The sequence below is a fragment of the uncultured Pontibacter sp. genome (assembly GCF_947495565.1).
Classification (GTDB): Bacteria; Bacteroidota; Bacteroidia; order Cytophagales; family Hymenobacteraceae; genus Pontibacter.
The window spans coordinates 107,921-123,011 of record NZ_CANLZM010000012.1 but is presented as its reverse complement, the minus strand read 5'-3'; the positions used below and the strand labels follow the sequence as shown (position 1 = coordinate 123,011).

Annotated in this window: 12 protein-coding genes; 3 read left to right on the top strand and 9 right to left on the bottom strand. The window is 46.8% G+C overall.

Features of this window, described 5'->3' with window-relative positions:
* Positions 1 to 16: 16 nt before the first annotated feature.
* From pafA to Q1B04_RS15235, 9 genes are all read right to left on the bottom strand, one after another.
* A complete protein-coding gene (gene pafA / locus Q1B04_RS15275) occupies positions 17 to 1,732 on the bottom strand; it encodes an alkaline phosphatase PafA (protein WP_299760311.1) in 1,716 nt (571 codons plus the stop codon).
* Positions 1,733 to 1,903: 171 nt separating this feature from the next.
* Positions 1,904 to 2,797, bottom strand: a complete 894-nt coding sequence (atpG, locus tag Q1B04_RS15270) for an ATP synthase F1 subunit gamma (protein ID WP_299760309.1) — start codon at positions 2,795 to 2,797, stop codon at positions 1,904 to 1,906.
* Positions 2,798 to 2,870: 73 nt separating this feature from the next.
* A complete protein-coding gene (gene atpA, locus Q1B04_RS15265) occupies positions 2,871 to 4,451 on the bottom strand; it encodes a F0F1 ATP synthase subunit alpha (RefSeq protein ID WP_299760307.1) in 1,581 nt (526 codons plus the stop codon).
* A 2-nt stretch (positions 4,452 to 4,453) separates the two neighbouring features.
* Positions 4,454 to 5,011: an ATP synthase F1 subunit delta gene (gene atpH / locus Q1B04_RS15260; RefSeq protein ID WP_299760305.1), complete on the bottom strand. Its 558-nt coding sequence runs from the start codon at positions 5,009 to 5,011 to the stop codon at positions 4,454 to 4,456.
* Positions 5,012 to 5,064: 53 nt separating this feature from the next.
* Positions 5,065 to 5,559: a F0F1 ATP synthase subunit B gene (locus Q1B04_RS15255; protein WP_299760303.1), complete on the bottom strand. Its 495-nt coding sequence runs from the start codon at positions 5,557 to 5,559 to the stop codon at positions 5,065 to 5,067.
* Positions 5,560 to 5,715: 156 nt separating this feature from the next.
* Positions 5,716 to 5,973 carry an ATP synthase F0 subunit C gene (atpE, locus tag Q1B04_RS15250; protein WP_025608468.1) on the bottom strand — a complete coding sequence of 86 codons (258 nt, stop codon included), beginning with the start codon at positions 5,971 to 5,973 and terminating at the stop codon, positions 5,716 to 5,718.
* Between the two features lie 37 nt (positions 5,974 to 6,010).
* Positions 6,011 to 7,027, bottom strand: coding sequence for a F0F1 ATP synthase subunit A (atpB, locus tag Q1B04_RS15245; RefSeq protein ID WP_299760297.1), 1,017 nt, complete (start codon positions 7,025 to 7,027; stop codon positions 6,011 to 6,013).
* Between the two features lie 43 nt (positions 7,028 to 7,070).
* Positions 7,071 to 7,454, bottom strand: coding sequence for a hypothetical protein (locus Q1B04_RS15240; protein WP_299760295.1), 384 nt, complete (start codon positions 7,452 to 7,454; stop codon positions 7,071 to 7,073).
* Positions 7,455 to 7,459: 5 nt separating this feature from the next.
* Positions 7,460 to 7,702 (bottom strand): AtpZ/AtpI family protein, encoded by a 243-nt coding sequence (locus tag Q1B04_RS15235; protein ID WP_299760293.1) that lies wholly within the window; start codon positions 7,700 to 7,702, stop codon positions 7,460 to 7,462.
* A 307-nt stretch (positions 7,703 to 8,009) separates the two neighbouring features.
* Between Q1B04_RS15235 and Q1B04_RS15230 the strand changes: the two genes are divergently transcribed.
* The 3 genes from Q1B04_RS15230 to uvrC are packed head-to-tail and all read left to right on the top strand — an operon-like array spanning position 8,010 to position 14,996.
* Positions 8,010 to 10,853, top strand: a complete 2,844-nt coding sequence (locus Q1B04_RS15230) for a tetratricopeptide repeat protein (RefSeq protein WP_299760291.1) — start codon at positions 8,010 to 8,012, stop codon at positions 10,851 to 10,853.
* Positions 10,854 to 10,857: 4 nt separating this feature from the next.
* Positions 10,858 to 13,173, top strand: a complete 2,316-nt coding sequence (locus tag Q1B04_RS15225) for a transglycosylase domain-containing protein (protein WP_299760289.1) — start codon at positions 10,858 to 10,860, stop codon at positions 13,171 to 13,173.
* Between the two features lie 11 nt (positions 13,174 to 13,184).
* Positions 13,185 to 14,996, top strand: coding sequence for an excinuclease ABC subunit UvrC (gene uvrC, locus Q1B04_RS15220; protein ID WP_299760287.1), 1,812 nt, complete (start codon positions 13,185 to 13,187; stop codon positions 14,994 to 14,996).
* Positions 14,997 to 15,091 lie beyond the last annotated feature (95 nt).

The window sequence follows — 15,091 nt, the reverse complement described above, 5'->3', positions numbered from 1 at the left end:
TTCAGGCGCTATGGTTTTATTTCATGTATACTTGTAAAGGCTTGCCGATGCTTCCGTTCGGCTCCTGTATGTACAGCCAAGCTGCCAGTGTAGCTGCTATGTCAGATACAGCCACTTCTGCCTCGCTTTCTCCCGGCTTTACATTCCAGCCGTACCACAGCAGCGGCACGTGGGTATCGTAGTTAGAGAAGGAGCCATGCGTGGTGCCTTTCGGCTCTTTGCCATACCCTTCAAACCAGCCTGGCTCCAGCAATACTATCACATCGCCAGACCGTTTGCCGTTGTAGCCGCTTTCTACGCGGGCCATCATGCCGGTTCCCCAGTTGCTGCTAATCAATGTAGCCGCTGGCACTGCACGCATCACACCGTCAAAGCGCAATACATAGCTAGCCACAAGCTGCTGCACATCGGCAATGTTTAACTTTTTCTTATAGATAATATCCTGGTTCAGGTATATCTGTTGATTCATATATCGCTCCACCCATTCAGCTTTGCCATACGTCTTATCCAGAAAGGCATCCACTGAATCTCGCATCACACTAGAGGTAGCCAAACCGGCAGGTATTTTCATCTCCTGCATAAACGCCGGAACGTGTGCGGCGCCATGATCGGCGGTCAGGAAAAACAGTACTTCACCTGCTCCTACTTCCTTTTCAATTGTGCTGATCAGCTCTGCCAGCTCCCGGTCCAGCCTCAGAAAAGCATCCTGTGCCTCTATGGAGTTTGGACCAAACGAATGCCCAACATAATCCGGTGTTGAAAAGCTTACAGCTAGAAAATCTGTCACATCATCCTTACCTAATCCTTCCCCTTTAAGTGCTGCCAACGCAAAATCTTTGGTGATAGTGTTGCCTGCAGGTATAGAGCGGATCAGTTCGTAACCCTCACCTCTAATAGCGGGAACATCATACGGAAATACTGGTTTTTCAGCACCATTAAGCGCTCTTTCCCAGGGCATATCATCAGCGGTGCTTTCCGTATACTCTTCAATCGGCAGCAGTGTTTCCCATGGTTGGTTAAGGTACTGGTCTGCCAGCTTTTGGCTGTTGAACTCCTGCACCCACTGTGGCAATTGCTGCTGGTAAAACGTACTTGTTATCCAGTTTCCGCTCTTAGAATCAAACCAATAAGCTCCGTTTGCCATATGGCCAGCCGGAAGTATAGATCCTCTGTCTTTTAGAGCGATGCCTACTACTTTGGCTTGTTTGTTAGTGGCCAGCCGGAGCTCATCTGTAATTGTAGTTGTTTTCAGGTTGGCCGGTGACATCATTCCTGCATCAGAACTGCTACCGACCGTTTGTACGGTTTCATCTTCTACGCAATAAACTACCTTTTTCTTATCCCGCTCATACCAGTTGTTGCCAACTATGCCATTCAGTGCTGGTACGCTGCCTGTATAAATCGAAGCATGGCCTGGCCCGGTATAAGTTGGCACGTAACTATACTGCGTGTTTTTAAAGTTAAAGCCTTGCGAGAGCATTTTTTTGAAGCCATCGCTGCCATACTTGTTCCAGTAGCGGTAAAGGTAATCGTAACGCATTTGGTCTACCACAATGCCAACTATAAGCTTTGGCCGCTCCAGCGTTGTAGTTCCAGCGTTATTTGCAGTTTCACTTCCTGCGGATTTTACAGTTGTATTGGGCGTAGTTGTGGCGCAAGCACTTAACAGTAGCACACCTGCTATTGTGGCTTTTACCCAACTTACTTGCTTCAATAACTCTTTGTATTTCATCCTGCTATAGATAGGTTTCTGCAAATATAACAAGTAGTGCTAACTTATTCTTTGCGTTCTGCGTCGCAACTTTAACTTTATAATTTGATAATATGCTAACGCAGCCCCTATAAAAATAAGCAGCGCCCACTTGTATCGGTGGGCGCTGCTCCTAAACTTTTTTGCTTTTGTTTATTTTGAAGCTAAGGCCTCTGCACCACCAACAATTTCAAGAATTTCTTTCGTGATGGCTGCTTGCCTTGTCCTGTTATAGGTCAGCTTCAACTGCTTCAGAAGCTCGCCGGCATTTTCTGTTGCTTTGTCCATGGCTGTCATACGAGCGCCATGCTCAGATGCGTTTGACTCCAGCACCGCCTTATATACCTGAATCTTCAGTGACTTAGGGATCAGCTCCTCTACAATCTGCTCTTTTGAAGGCTCAAAAGTATAATCAGTCAGCATTGCCTCAGCGTCCACCTGGTCTGCTGGCTTCTCCTCGATTGGAAGGAACTGCTCCTGGCGCACAATTTGGGTAGCTACGTTTTTAAACTCGTTGTATACAAGATCAACCTGATCAAACTCACCCGTTACGAAACCGCTCATCGCACGCTCAGCAGATGCGCGAACTGTATCAAAAGACAGGTTAGAGAAGACGTTGCTGTAATCACCGATTACGTTGTACCCTCTCTTGCGGAACGCATCCAGTCCTTTACGGCCAATAGCCAGAATAGTCACATTACCAGCTTCAAACTGACTTTTATACTTGCCGTTTACCAGTGCCGTAACGCCTTTTACTATGTTTGAGTTAAAGGCTCCCGCCAGACCACGGTCAGAGGTCACAGCAATAATCAGCACGTTGTTTACGGCATCACGTTTCTCAGCATAAGGATTTGTTATATTTCCTTCAGCCATGGAAGACAGGTTCGTCAGAATGCCGCTCAGGCGCTGTGCATAAGGGCGCATACGGAGTATGTTGTCCTGTGCACGACGTAACTTAGCCGCCGACACCATTTTCATGGCTTTGGTGATTTGCTGCGTCGATGAAATCGATGTAATGCGGCCTCTAACCTCTTTTAAACTTGCCATATGTTGTTGCTATGTGCAAAAGCCGAAGGTTAAAAGCTGTTACCTCTTAACCTTCAGCCTTCTTACTTAAAGTCTATTTGTTGTACTTGGCAGAAGTTTCTTTCGCTACCTGCTTAATAGCGGCAGTAGTTTCGTCATCCAGCTTGCCGGCTCTTAAGGCATCCAGTGCATTTGAGTGCTGTGCACGAAGTGTACGAAGGAAATCTTTTTCGAAGTTTCTTACTTCTGAAACCGGAACGCTATCCAGCAGACCATTTGTAGCAGCGTAGATAGTAGCCACCTGCTCTTCTACCGGAACTGGTGAGTACTGCGCTTGCTTCAGGATCTCCAGGTTACGACGGCCACGCTCAATTGTAAGCTTGGTTGCAGCATCCAAGTCAGAACCGAATTTAGCAAAAGCCTCCAGTTCACGGAACTGCGCCTGGTCAAGCTTCAGTGTACCCGCTACTTTCTTCATCGACTTGATCTGAGCCGAGCCACCCACGCGAGATACCGAGATACCTACGTTAATAGCCGGACGGATACCTGAGTTAAACAGGTTTGTCTCCAGGAAGATCTGACCGTCAGTAATCGAAATTACGTTTGTTGGGATGTAAGCAGAAACGTCACCAGCCTGCGTCTCGATGATTGGAAGAGCTGTTAACGAGCCACCACCTTTTACTAAATGCTTGATTGACTCTGGAAGGTCGTTCATGTTACGAGCAATCTCGTCAGAAGAGTTAACCTTAGCAGCACGCTCCAATAAACGAGAGTGCAGGTAGAATACGTCACCTGGGTAAGCCTCACGTCCTGGTGGACGACGCAGCAGCAGAGATACCTCACGGTAAGCCACAGCCTGCTTAGAAAGGTCGTCATAAACTACCAAGGCAGGACGGCCAGTATCACGGAAGAATTCACCGATTGCAGCACCTGTAAATGGCGCGAAGAACTGCATTGGAGCAGGGTCAGCGGCAGAAGCAGATACAACTACAGTATAATCCATGGCACCACCCTCTTGAAGGGCTTTCACTACCTGCGCTACTGTAGAGGCCTTCTGGCCAACAGCTACGTAGATACAGAAAACAGGCTCGCCTCTTTCGTAAAACTCGCGCTGGTTCAGGATAGTATCGATCGCCACAGCTGTCTTACCAGTCTGGCGGTCACCGATGATCAACTCACGCTGGCCACGGCCAATCGGAATCATTGAGTCGATTGCCTTGATACCAGTTTGCATTGGCTCGTTTACCGGCTGACGGAAAATTACACCTGGCGCTTTACGCTCCAGTGGCATTTCGTACATCTCGCCAGCAATAGGACCTTTGCCATCAATTGGCTGGCCCAGTGTGTTTACTACACGGCCGATAATACCGTCGCCTACTTTAATAGAGGCAATACGGTTAGTTCTTTTTACAGTGGCGCCCTCTTTGATCTCGCTGTAGTCGCCGAGCAATACGGCACCTACGTTGTCTTCTTCCAGGTTAAGAACAAGTGCCTGCAGACCGTTCTCAAACTCAAGAAGCTCACCAGACTGAGCCTTAGATAGGCCATAGATACGAGCGACACCGTCACCCACTTGCAGTACAGTACCTACTTCTTCCAGTTCCGCTTCGGTACGGAAGTTAGATAGCTGTTCTCTTAATATGGCTGATACTTCGTCAGGTCTTACTTCTGCCATGATTATAGTTTATTAATGTATGGGTTGTCTTTAAATTGATTTCTCAGCTTGCGAAGGCTATTCCTTACAGAGCTGTCGATTTGTTTATCTCCTACTCGCAATACAAATCCACCGATAAGGGATGGGTCAACACGCTCTATCAGTTCTATTCGTTTGCCAGTCTGAGCTACCAGTTTCTGGCCTAGTTCATCACGCAGGCCAGGAGTAAGCGGATAAGCAGAAACCACTTCTGCAGTTTGTATCCCCTGTATCTCTCTAAACTGATCCTGAAAAGAAGTAGCTACCGCCTCAAGAATTGATTCACGGTTTTTACGTGCAACCAGGTTAAAGAAAGTAATTGTTAGCTCCTGTACTTTACCTTTGAATATTGCGTTAATGATCGCTAGCTTCTTATCTGACTTCACAATCGGGTTTTTCAGCAGCAGCTCAAAATCACGGTTCTGGGAAACTACCTGCGAGAACAGCTGCATATCTGCATTAACCTGTTCCAGTACATTTTTTTCCTCAGCCAGCTCAATCAGCGACTTCGCGTATCTGGAAGCAACTCTAATATCTGACATAGTGCTTATTTATAATGCAGCGGTTCTGCCAGGCAGTCCGCGTTTATACTTTGTTAGTTAAGCGTTACTTCGCGGATGTAATCCTGCGCCAGTGTCTGCTGTGCAGTTTTGTCGCTCAGCTCTTTTCTCAGGATCTGCTCTGCAATCTCAAGTGATAAGCTAGCAGCCATGTTCTTCACCTCAGTGATAGCAGCACGCTTCTCATTTTCGATAGCCTCACGCGCACCTGCAATCATGCGGGCACCTTCTTCGTTGGCTTTCTGCTTTGAGCTTTCTACAATGCTGTTAGCGGCTTCTGTAGCCTCTGTCAGTATTTTATCACGCTCCATACGGGCCTCAGCCAACAATTTTTCGTTATCGGCTTTCAGCGCCTGCATCTCCAGCTTAGCTTTCTCAGCTGCGCTCAGCGCATTCTCGATAGAGGCCTCACGCTCGCTTAACGCACTCATGATCGGCTTCCACGCAAACTTACCAAGCAGGAACAGAACGATCAGGAACGTTACCGTCTGCCAGAAAAGTAGACCAAAACCAGGGGTTACTAATTCCATTTTTTTATGAAGGTTGAGTATTAAATACTTTTTAAGCAGCCACGTTGGCTGCCTCTAACTATAATCTGAACTATGTTTTAACCTCATCGTCTGGGCCATACGCCCAGACGTGAGATCAATAAAAGCATGTTAGCTTGTTACTTTAATATAAAGTAATTAAGCGATAGCGATCAGAAGACATACTACCACACCAAACAGGGTTACACCCTCGATAAGTGCAGAAGAAATGATCATGGCAGTTTGGATTTTGCCACCAGCCTCAGGCTGACGAGCAATAGATTCCATAGCTGAACCACCGATGCGACCGATACCAAGACCAGCGCCAAGGGCAACTAGACCTGCACCAATACCGGCACCCATGATACCAAGACCAGCGCCTTCAGAAACAGCTTGAAGCAAGATTGCTAACAACATAGTTATAGTTATATATAGTTAAAAAAATAAAATTCTATTAATGATGATCTTCTGCATGGTCGTGCTCCTCAACGGCGCCACCAAAGTACATAGCAGAAAGAAGGGTAAAGATATATGCCTGCAGCAGGGCCACGAATAACTCCAGGAAGTTCATAAAGGTAGCAAACGCTACACTTAAGGGACCTACAGCTATGCTTTTAAAGATAAAGATCAAGCTGAAAAGCGACAGAATGATAATGTGACCAGCCGTAATGTTGGCAAAAAGTCGAACCATTAGAGAGAATGGCTTTGTCAGGATACCAATCAATTCCACCGGAATCATGATTGGGGCAAGCCATGTCGGCACACCAGGAGTTGCAAAAATGTGCTTCCAGTAGCTTTTGTTGCCACTAAACACTGTTATAAGCAACGTGATCAGCGCCAGCACCAGTGTTACAGCGATGTTGCCGGTAAGGTTAGCGCCGCCAGGCATCAAACCCAATAGGTTATTGAACCAGATAAAGAAGAACACAGTGAGCAGGTATGGCATGTAGCGCTCATACTTCGGACCGATGTTCGCCTTGGCAATCTCGTCGCGAATAAAGATGATGATTGGCTCAAAGAAAGACTGAATACCGCGCGGGGCAGCTTTAGGATTGTTTTTGTAGCGGCCAGCAATGATAAAGAAAACCAGAAACAGCAGCACCACACTAACAAACATAGAAGCTACGTTCTTAGTTATAGAGAAATCAAGCAGGCTTGCCTGATCCGTCAGCGGCTCGCCAGCCTCGTCTACTCTTATAATATGGCCATGATCAAGCGCATACCCATCGTACGACACTGTCTCATGGTTTTCGTCGTAGAAACTGTGAGAAGAGAACACCTTAAACTCACCATTGTCTACAAGTATAACAGGCAGATAAACAACTGCGCCGTCTGCAAAATGCCAGGTATAATCATCTGCAATGTGATGCGTGATCATATCCCCCGGCTGAAACTCTCCGCCTTCCACAGGCACTTCAGCAAAAGCAGTTAGTGTCAGGAAGGAAAACAATAGAACGAATAACCTCTTCATTAAGAATGATTTAGGAGCAATATTTTACAAGCAGGACCTACCGTTAATCCTGCCCTCTCAAATGCGGGCGCAAGTTAGCCAACAAACTGTAAATTTCAAACCCAGTAAACAGGAAATATAACGCAAAGAAGTTGAAAACGAACTGCAACCGGCCTTCTTCAAAAAACCAAGCGTACAGCCCCACCACTCCAATACTCAGCACCATCCTGAACCCCATAGAGGCAAAATAGTACACCTGGAAGTTTTCAGGGTCGTTTTTGTAGCCCAGCTGTGTAAGATAATAGGTAAAACCGGTGATAAACACGAAGAAAACCAATATGTACCAGATGTAGCTGTGTAACAGGGTATAACCGGTAAATTGCAGAAGCACTCCTATTATGGCACAAAGTATGGCTGTAAGTACAGCTAGGTTTCGAATAAACTTCACTAGGTTTACTTTTTATTAATAGATAGTATAGTCAAAACCATAGTTGCGATAACGGCTACCAAAAGCAGCACAATGGTAAACCAAGGCTTGTCGTTGCCCGCATAATCATCCAGCCAACGGCCCGCGAAGGCAGCTAGCACCAAGGCTCCGATCATCTGAAACGCCATACCCGAGTATTTTACATAGGGCTTAATATTCTGCTGCCTGCGCTGCTCAGGCTTCTGTTCTTTATCCGGCTTGTTTTTCATGAGCTTCAGAAGTTTGCAAAGATACTTTTTTTTACGAGCTTCTATGCCAAAGCTGTGCTCTGGCGTTAAAGTATGCCACGCCTGAAACCATTTAGTTTTTTGTATAGTTCAATAGCAGGCGCCAAATTAGCTATTTGCTTAATTATCCGATGATTATTGTATTTTTGTAGGTATCGCAGCGCTCTGTACCAATATTAAGCGACCGTGCTGTTCGTTATATCCGGCAAAGCTATACTTTTGGCTCTGAGCCTGACGTTTATACCTTATATATACTAGCACGTAAAAACCCGCTGCACACGCCATCGCCTTGAACAAGAAACTGCTTCACACATACTTTATACTTGCCGGGCTGCTGCTGGCGGCATGCTCTGCCGAACGCAACAACCCGCTCAGCAAGACTTATCATAATACCACTGCCCGCTATAATGGCTATTTCCTGGCGAAGGAGAAAATGCGTTTGCTGGAAGAGCAGCTACAGGAGCAAACCGCTTACGACTACAGCCAGATACTCCCTATCTTCCCGTCTTTAGATTCTGCTACAGCCAATGCCATGGCAGCTGACCTGGAAGACATCAAAAAGAAAGCATCTTTCCCGATACAATACCACCAGAACAGCAAATGGGTAGACAACAGCTATGTACTCATTGGCAAGGCTAACTTTTATGAGTTGAATTTTGAGGAGGCTGTGCGCACGTTTAAGTATGTTAATGCCAACGGCAAGGGCAAAGACGAACGGCACGAGGCACTGGTGTGGCTTATGCGTTCCTTTATCATACTTGGCGAGATGGAGAACGCGCAGCAGGTGTCGGAGTTTCTGCGCAAGGAACGCCTGAACAGAGAAAACGCACGGGAATTATACCTTACCAGAGCCCAATATCACCGCCTGCAGGGCGATACCGCACGGGTGATTGAGAATCTGGCGCTTTCGCTGCCTAACTTTGATGAGAAGGATAGGGAGTCGCGGGTACGTTATACTTTGGGGCAGCTCTACCAGCTAACCGGCCAGAGCAAAGAAGCCAATAAGCAGTACAGTAAGGTGCTGCGCAACAACCCGCCTTATGACCTGGGCTTCTTTAGCCGCTTAAACCTGGGGCAGGTAACTGAACTAGCCGACAATAATGACATTGAGCGGGTTGAAGGCTATTACCGAAAGATGCTCAAAGACGAAAAGAACAAGGAGTACCGCGACAAGATATATTATGAGATGGCGCAGTTTGAGCTCCGTCAGCAGCATCATGACAAAGCATTAGAGTACCTGGAGCAGTCGCTGCGCACGCAAGGTGCTCTGCCTAATCAGAAAGCATATAGCTACGTATCGGCCGCCGAAATTTACTTTGACAAGCTCAGCAAGTATGAACTTGCCGCTGCTTACTATGACAGTGCCGTGCAAGTATACCCGCAGCAAGCCGCCATGTATGAAGCTGTGGCAGAGCGAAGAGATATTCTGGCTGATTTTGCCCAGCAGTACACTATAATACAAACGCAGGACAGCCTGCAGCAGATAGCTAAAATGCCAGAAGCAGATCGGATGAACTTTCTGCAGCAACTGGTACAGAAAGAGGAGGAGGAACGGCTGACCGCCCTAGCGCAACAGCAGCAGCAGGAGCAGCGCCAGGTACAGGAAAGACGCCGCAACCCTGCCCGAAATAACAGCAGCGGAAATTTTGGCACCAGTAACGCAGGCGGCGTTTGGTATTTCGACAACCCATCGGCCATGGCTACAGCGCGCGCTGAGTTTACCCGCCGTTGGGGCGACCGCCCTAATCAGGATTTTTGGCGCACCCGTACCCGTGGCGAAACAGAGAACACGCCAGCAGTAGCGGCTCAAGCTCCCGAGCTCATTGACGAACCGCAAGCCGAGGCTGACCCCGAAGCGCGCATGCAGGCCCAGGTAGATGCTTACCTGCAAAACTTGCCGTTAACCACCGCCGCTCTTCAAAAATCCGAGAGAATGGTAGAGGAGGCGCTATTCCGCCTTGCCGTCATTTATGCCCAGAACCTGCAAGCTCCTCAAGAAGCCATCGCTACTTATGAGCAGTTGCTGCAGCGTTTTCCGCAGACATCGCATGCCGCCGAAACCTACTATAGTTTATACTTGCTGTATGGCCGCGGCGGCAACCAGGAGCAGCAGCAGGCATACTATAATAAAATAAAGCAGCAATTCCCGAATACCACTTATGCCCGCCTGCTCGACGATGAAGGCTTTATGGCCAAAACAGCTGCTGACAATATAAAGGTACACGCGCTTTACGATTCGGCATACGCTCATTATGAGAAACAGGAGTATAAATTAACTTTAGAGAAGCTGAACACTATTACGGCGCAATATCCATTTAACGATATCCAGGATAAAGTGATGTTTTTGGATGCTATGGTAGCCGCCAGAACCGAAAAGCCGGAAGTGCTGCGCGATAAGCTAACCAGATTCAAGAAAGAGCACCAACCCAGCCCTCTGGTAAAGCAGGCGGATAAACTGTTGGCTACTTACAAGGATCTGGAACAGAAGAACCAGCTTAGGGCCGAAGTCCCTGCCCCACCTGCTCCTAAAGAAAAAGCTTCTAACCTAACGCCGGAGCAGAAAGTTAGCACAGAAATTGCTCAGATTACAGCATCGGCCGCTAAGCCAACTCCTGCTTTGCCTCCAGTGCCTGCGCCCCAACTTGTGGAGCCGGCGCAGCAAACGGAGCCTGAGCCTGCTACAGCTGCGGCTGACATACAAACGCAGCAAACAGAAGAGCAGCCGACAACGGCCATAGATACGCTAGCAGACCCGGCAGCAGATCCGCTGGCTTATACTGCGGAGCAAGATTCAGCTTATTACTTTGTGCTTATTTACCCTACCGATGCCAAGGCCTTTGCCGATGTGTTGCAAAAGTATAATAAGTATAACAGCATGTATTATAAAAATGAGCAGCTGGCTCTGGAGCCTTTAGAGTTCGGAAATGGCAAATCGATGCTGGTAACGCGCTCTTTTCAGGATCCGCAATTGGCGCTCTCTTATAACATCAAACAAAAGGCCCCGCAAGCCCCGATAGGTAGAATAAGAGGCGTAGATTTCATTACCTTTGTTATCTCTTCTGCCAATTTTGAAAAACTTATGCAGAAAAAAGATCCTGAAGTATACTTGACCTTCTTCAAAGACAATTATTAATTACATGACTACGCGTCAAAAATCCCTTACTCCGAAAAAATCCTTCTACCCGAAAGTTATATCGGTCCTGTGGCTACTGTTTATCGGCGGCTTTACAGCTTTTGTTCTTTATATCTTCGCGGTTAGCATCAACTTCCTGAACCTGTTTGGCGAGTTGCCTGACCTGCGCACGCTGGAGAACCCTAAAAGCGCCCTATCTTCTGAGTTATACTCTGCTGATAATGTTGTTCTGGGTAAATATTTCAGAGAGAATAGAACACCTGTAGATTATGAGGATCTACCGGAAAACTTTATTCATGCTCTTATTGCAACAGAAGATATCCGCTTTGAGGAACACTCAGGCATTGACCCTGAGGCTATGGCACGTGTAGCCGGAGGTATTTTAATGGGCAGCTCCAAAGGAGGAGGTAGTACGCTTACACAGCAGCTTGCGAAAAATCTGTTTCAAACCAGAAGTGAGGAGCTGAATGATGGTTTACTCAATGATGTTGCTGGTTTAAGAACACTTATTCAGAAAACGAAAGAATGGATTATGGCTGTAAAGCTGGAGCGTTCTTATACTAAGAAAGAAATAATGCTCATGTATCTCAATATCTTTGAGTTCGGCAGCAACGCTTTTGGTATTGAATCAGCCGCCAAGACTTTTTTCAACAAGAAGCCTAAGGATTTACAGGTTTACGAGTCTGCAGTACTTGTAGGCCTTTTCAAAAACCCTAACTACTATAGCCCTAAATTTAAACCTGAAAACTCGAAGCACCGTCGTAATGTCGTAATGGCCCAGATGGTGAAGTATGGCTATATGTCAGAAGAAGAATTTCAGAGCCTCAAAGACAAAGACATTAAGTTAGATTACCGTGTAGAAAATCAGAACGTTGGGCTTGCGCCATACTTTAGAACAGAGGCAAGCAAGTTCCTGCAGCAGTGGTGCCGCGAAAACGGGTATGATTTGTATGCCGATGGCCTTCGAATATTTACCACCATCGACTCTCGTATGCAGAAGTATGCTGAGGAGGCTGTGGCAGAGCACATGAAAGACCGGCAGCAGGCTTTCTTTGAGCACTGGAAAGGCCGCAGCCCTTGGGTAGACGAGAATATGCGCGAAATCAAAAGCTTCCCTGAGCAGGCTATCAAGCGTACAGAACGCTACCGCCGCCTCAAGGCTCGCTTTGAAGACAACACCGACTCCATCAATTATTACCTCAACAAAAAAGTACCGATGACCATCTTTACCTGGAACGGTGAAAAAGAGGTAATGATGAGCCCTATGGATTCCCTGAAACACTACAAGCACTTCCTGCAGACTGGTTTTATGGCTATGGAGCCGCAAACCGGACATATAAAAGCTTGGGTGGGCGGCATCAACTATAAGCACTTTAAGTATGACCACGTGAAGCAGGGCTCCCGCCAGCCTGGCTCTACCTTTAAACCGTTCCTGTACACTACTGCTATCGAAAATGGCTACTACCCTTGCTATGAGGTACTGGACACGGAAACGTGTATCCCGCTGCCGGATGGCAAAATGTGGTGCCCTCAAAATGCCGATAATAAATTTAGCGGCGAGCGGTATACGTTGCGCAAAGCATTGGCCGAGTCTGTCAACTCTATCTCAGCTTTCTTAGTCAATAAATTAGGAGCACCGTCTGTAGCCCAAACCGCCAGACGCATGGGCATCAGCACCAGGCTGGACGAAACGCCGTCTCTCGTACTTGGCACCAGCGATGTGTCTTTATATGATATGGTTGGCGCTTATGGTACATTTGTAAACGGTGGCACTTGGGTTCAGCCAACTTATATCACACGCATAGAGGATAAGCACGGGAATGTGGTGGCTGAGTTTGTCCCTAAAACAGTGGAGGCTCTTAGCGAAGAAACTGCCTACATGATGGTGCATATGCTAAAAGCAGCGGCAGAACCAGGCGGAACGGCTTATTATGGCTTGCGCTTCCGGAATGGCTTGAAGAACGAAATTGGAGCTAAGACAGGTACAACCCAAAACTACTCTGACGCTTGGTTTATGGGTGTAACCCCTAACTTGGTTGCCGGTGCTTGGGTAGGCGGAGAAGATCGTTCTATCCACTTCCGTACCATAGCGCTTGGCCAAGGTGGTAAGTTAGCCATGCCAATTTATGGCGCATTTATGCAGAAAGTTTATAAAGATAAGTCCTTGGATGTATCTAAAGACCATTTCCCTAAACCTTCTATCCCTTTATCTGTAGAATTAGATTGTGAAAAGTATAACCAGGGTGTGCCGATTGATTCAACTCAGCAAGATGAGTTCCTCAATTTGCCAACTGAAATCAACCTGGATGCAGAGATCTAATTCTGATTTATATGCCAGCAAACGAAACGCTGAAGGATAAAATATCGCACCTGCCGCATAAGCCCGGCATCTATAAGTTTTTTGATGAGCAAGGTATAATTTATGTAGGCAAAGCGGTTGATATCAGGAAGCGTGTTAGCTCCTATTTCAACCGCTCTGCCCAGCATAATAAAAAAACGCTAAAGCTTGTCTCCCAGATTAAGGATATCGAGTTTACGATAGTAGACACTGAAGCCGACGCTTTCCTGCTCGAGAACAACCTTATTAAGCAGTACCAGCCTAAGTATAATATCCTGCTGAAGGACGGTAAAACCTATCCTTATATCTGCATCATCAATGAGCGCTTCCCGCGTGTTATCACAACGCGTAACAAGAAAAACGACGGCTCTCGCTACTTCGGCCCTTACCCAAGCGGCACGGCCATGTATGTGGTACTCGACCTGATCAGGACGCTGTATCCGTTGCGTACCTGCACTTATAACCTTACGCCGGAGAATGTAGCTGCCGGCAAGTTTAAAGTTTGCCTCGAATATCATATCGGTAACTGCAAAGGCCCTTGCGAAGCTTTAGTAGACGAGACAGAGTATAACGCTAGCATCGCGCAGATAAAGAGTATTTTGTCTGGCAACCTCACTGTAGCTAAATCATACTTTAAAGAGCATATGGCTGCTGCTGCTGCCGATTTTCAGTATGAACAGGCACATAAGTATAAGCAGAAACTGGACATGCTGGAAGATTTTCAGGCCAAGTCTACAATTGTCAGCAACACGCTTACTAACATTGATGTCTTCACGATCACCAGCAATGAGCAGTGCGCCTTCATCAACTATCTGAAAGTTATGAATGGTTCTATCATTCTGACTCAGTCTTTAGAGCTTGAGAAAAAGCTGGATGAAGAAGATGCCGATATTTTGGCATCGGTAGTGGTGCAGCTACGCCAGGAGTTTGAAAGTACCTCCCGCGAAGTGATTTCAAATATTGAGCTGCAGCTTCCGCTGGATAACATTACTATCACCTATCCGCAAATTGGCGATAAGAAAAAACTGCTGGGCCTGTCGTTGAAGAACGCTTTATACTTACGCAAAGAGCGCGAAGGGCGTCAGGAGAAGAATAAAGAGCTTTCTGATCAGCGGGAGCTGCGTGTGCTGGAGACCTTGAAAAAGGACCTTCGCCTTACAGAGTTGCCGCGCCAGATAGAGTGCTTCGACAACTCCAATTTTCAGGGCGATAACCCTGTTGCTTCTATGGTTTGCTTCAAGAATGGCAAGCCCAGCAAGAAAGATTACAGGCACTACAATATTAAAACCGTTGTCGGCTCCAATGACTTTGAGTCGATGTACGAGGTTGTGACCCGCCGCTACCGGCGTTTACTCAACGAGAACCAGCCGTTGCCGCAACTTATTATTATCGATGGTGGCAAAGGCCAGTTAAGTATGGCTGTGAAGGCTCTTCGAGATTTGGATATTTACGGCAAAATTGCTGTAGTGGGCATTGCTAAACGCCTGGAGGAGATTTTCTACCCAGGGGATACTTTGCCGCTTTACATTGATAAGAAATCTGAGTCTTTAAAACTGATACAGCGCCTGCGTAACGAAGCCCATCGCTTTGCCATTACCTTCCACCGCAGTAAGCGTGATGCAGGCACTCTAAAGACCGAACTTACAGACATCAAAGGTATAGGCCCATCTACTGCCGATGCGCTGCTGCAAAAGTATAGATCCGTTAAAAAGCTGCGTGAACTAACTTTAGCTGAAATAACTTCTGAGATAGGTAAAGCAAAAGCAGCCATACTTTACGATCACCTCCATCCATCCGATGCTTAGGAAGATATGTATTAATAAAGCGCTTAACTGCAATATTGTTAAATAAAAAAGGAGGCTCATGTGAACCTCCTTTTTTATTATTGAAAAGTCTATAG

Coding starts and splice junctions, on each gene's coding strand:
- pafA (WP_299760311.1), bottom strand. CDS start 1,732: ATGAAATACAAAGAGTTATTGAAGCAAGTAAGTTGGGTAAAAGCCACA.
- atpG (WP_299760309.1), bottom strand. CDS start 2,797: ATGGCAAGTTTAAAAGAGGTTAGAGGCCGCATTACATCGATTTCATCG.
- atpA (WP_299760307.1), bottom strand. CDS start 4,451: ATGGCAGAAGTAAGACCTGACGAAGTATCAGCCATATTAAGAGAACAG.
- atpH (WP_299760305.1), bottom strand. CDS start 5,011: ATGTCAGATATTAGAGTTGCTTCCAGATACGCGAAGTCGCTGATTGAG.
- Q1B04_RS15255 (WP_299760303.1), bottom strand. CDS start 5,559: ATGGAATTAGTAACCCCTGGTTTTGGTCTACTTTTCTGGCAGACGGTA.
- atpE (WP_025608468.1), bottom strand. CDS start 5,973: ATGTTGTTAGCAATCTTGCTTCAAGCTGTTTCTGAAGGCGCTGGTCTT.
- atpB (WP_299760297.1), bottom strand. CDS start 7,027: ATGAAGAGGTTATTCGTTCTATTGTTTTCCTTCCTGACACTAACTGCT.
- Q1B04_RS15235 (WP_299760293.1), bottom strand. CDS start 7,702: ATGAAAAACAAGCCGGATAAAGAACAGAAGCCTGAGCAGCGCAGGCAG.
- Q1B04_RS15225 (WP_299760289.1), top strand. CDS start 10,858: ATGACTACGCGTCAAAAATCCCTTACTCCGAAAAAATCCTTCTACCCG.
- uvrC (WP_299760287.1), top strand. CDS start 13,185: ATGCCAGCAAACGAAACGCTGAAGGATAAAATATCGCACCTGCCGCAT.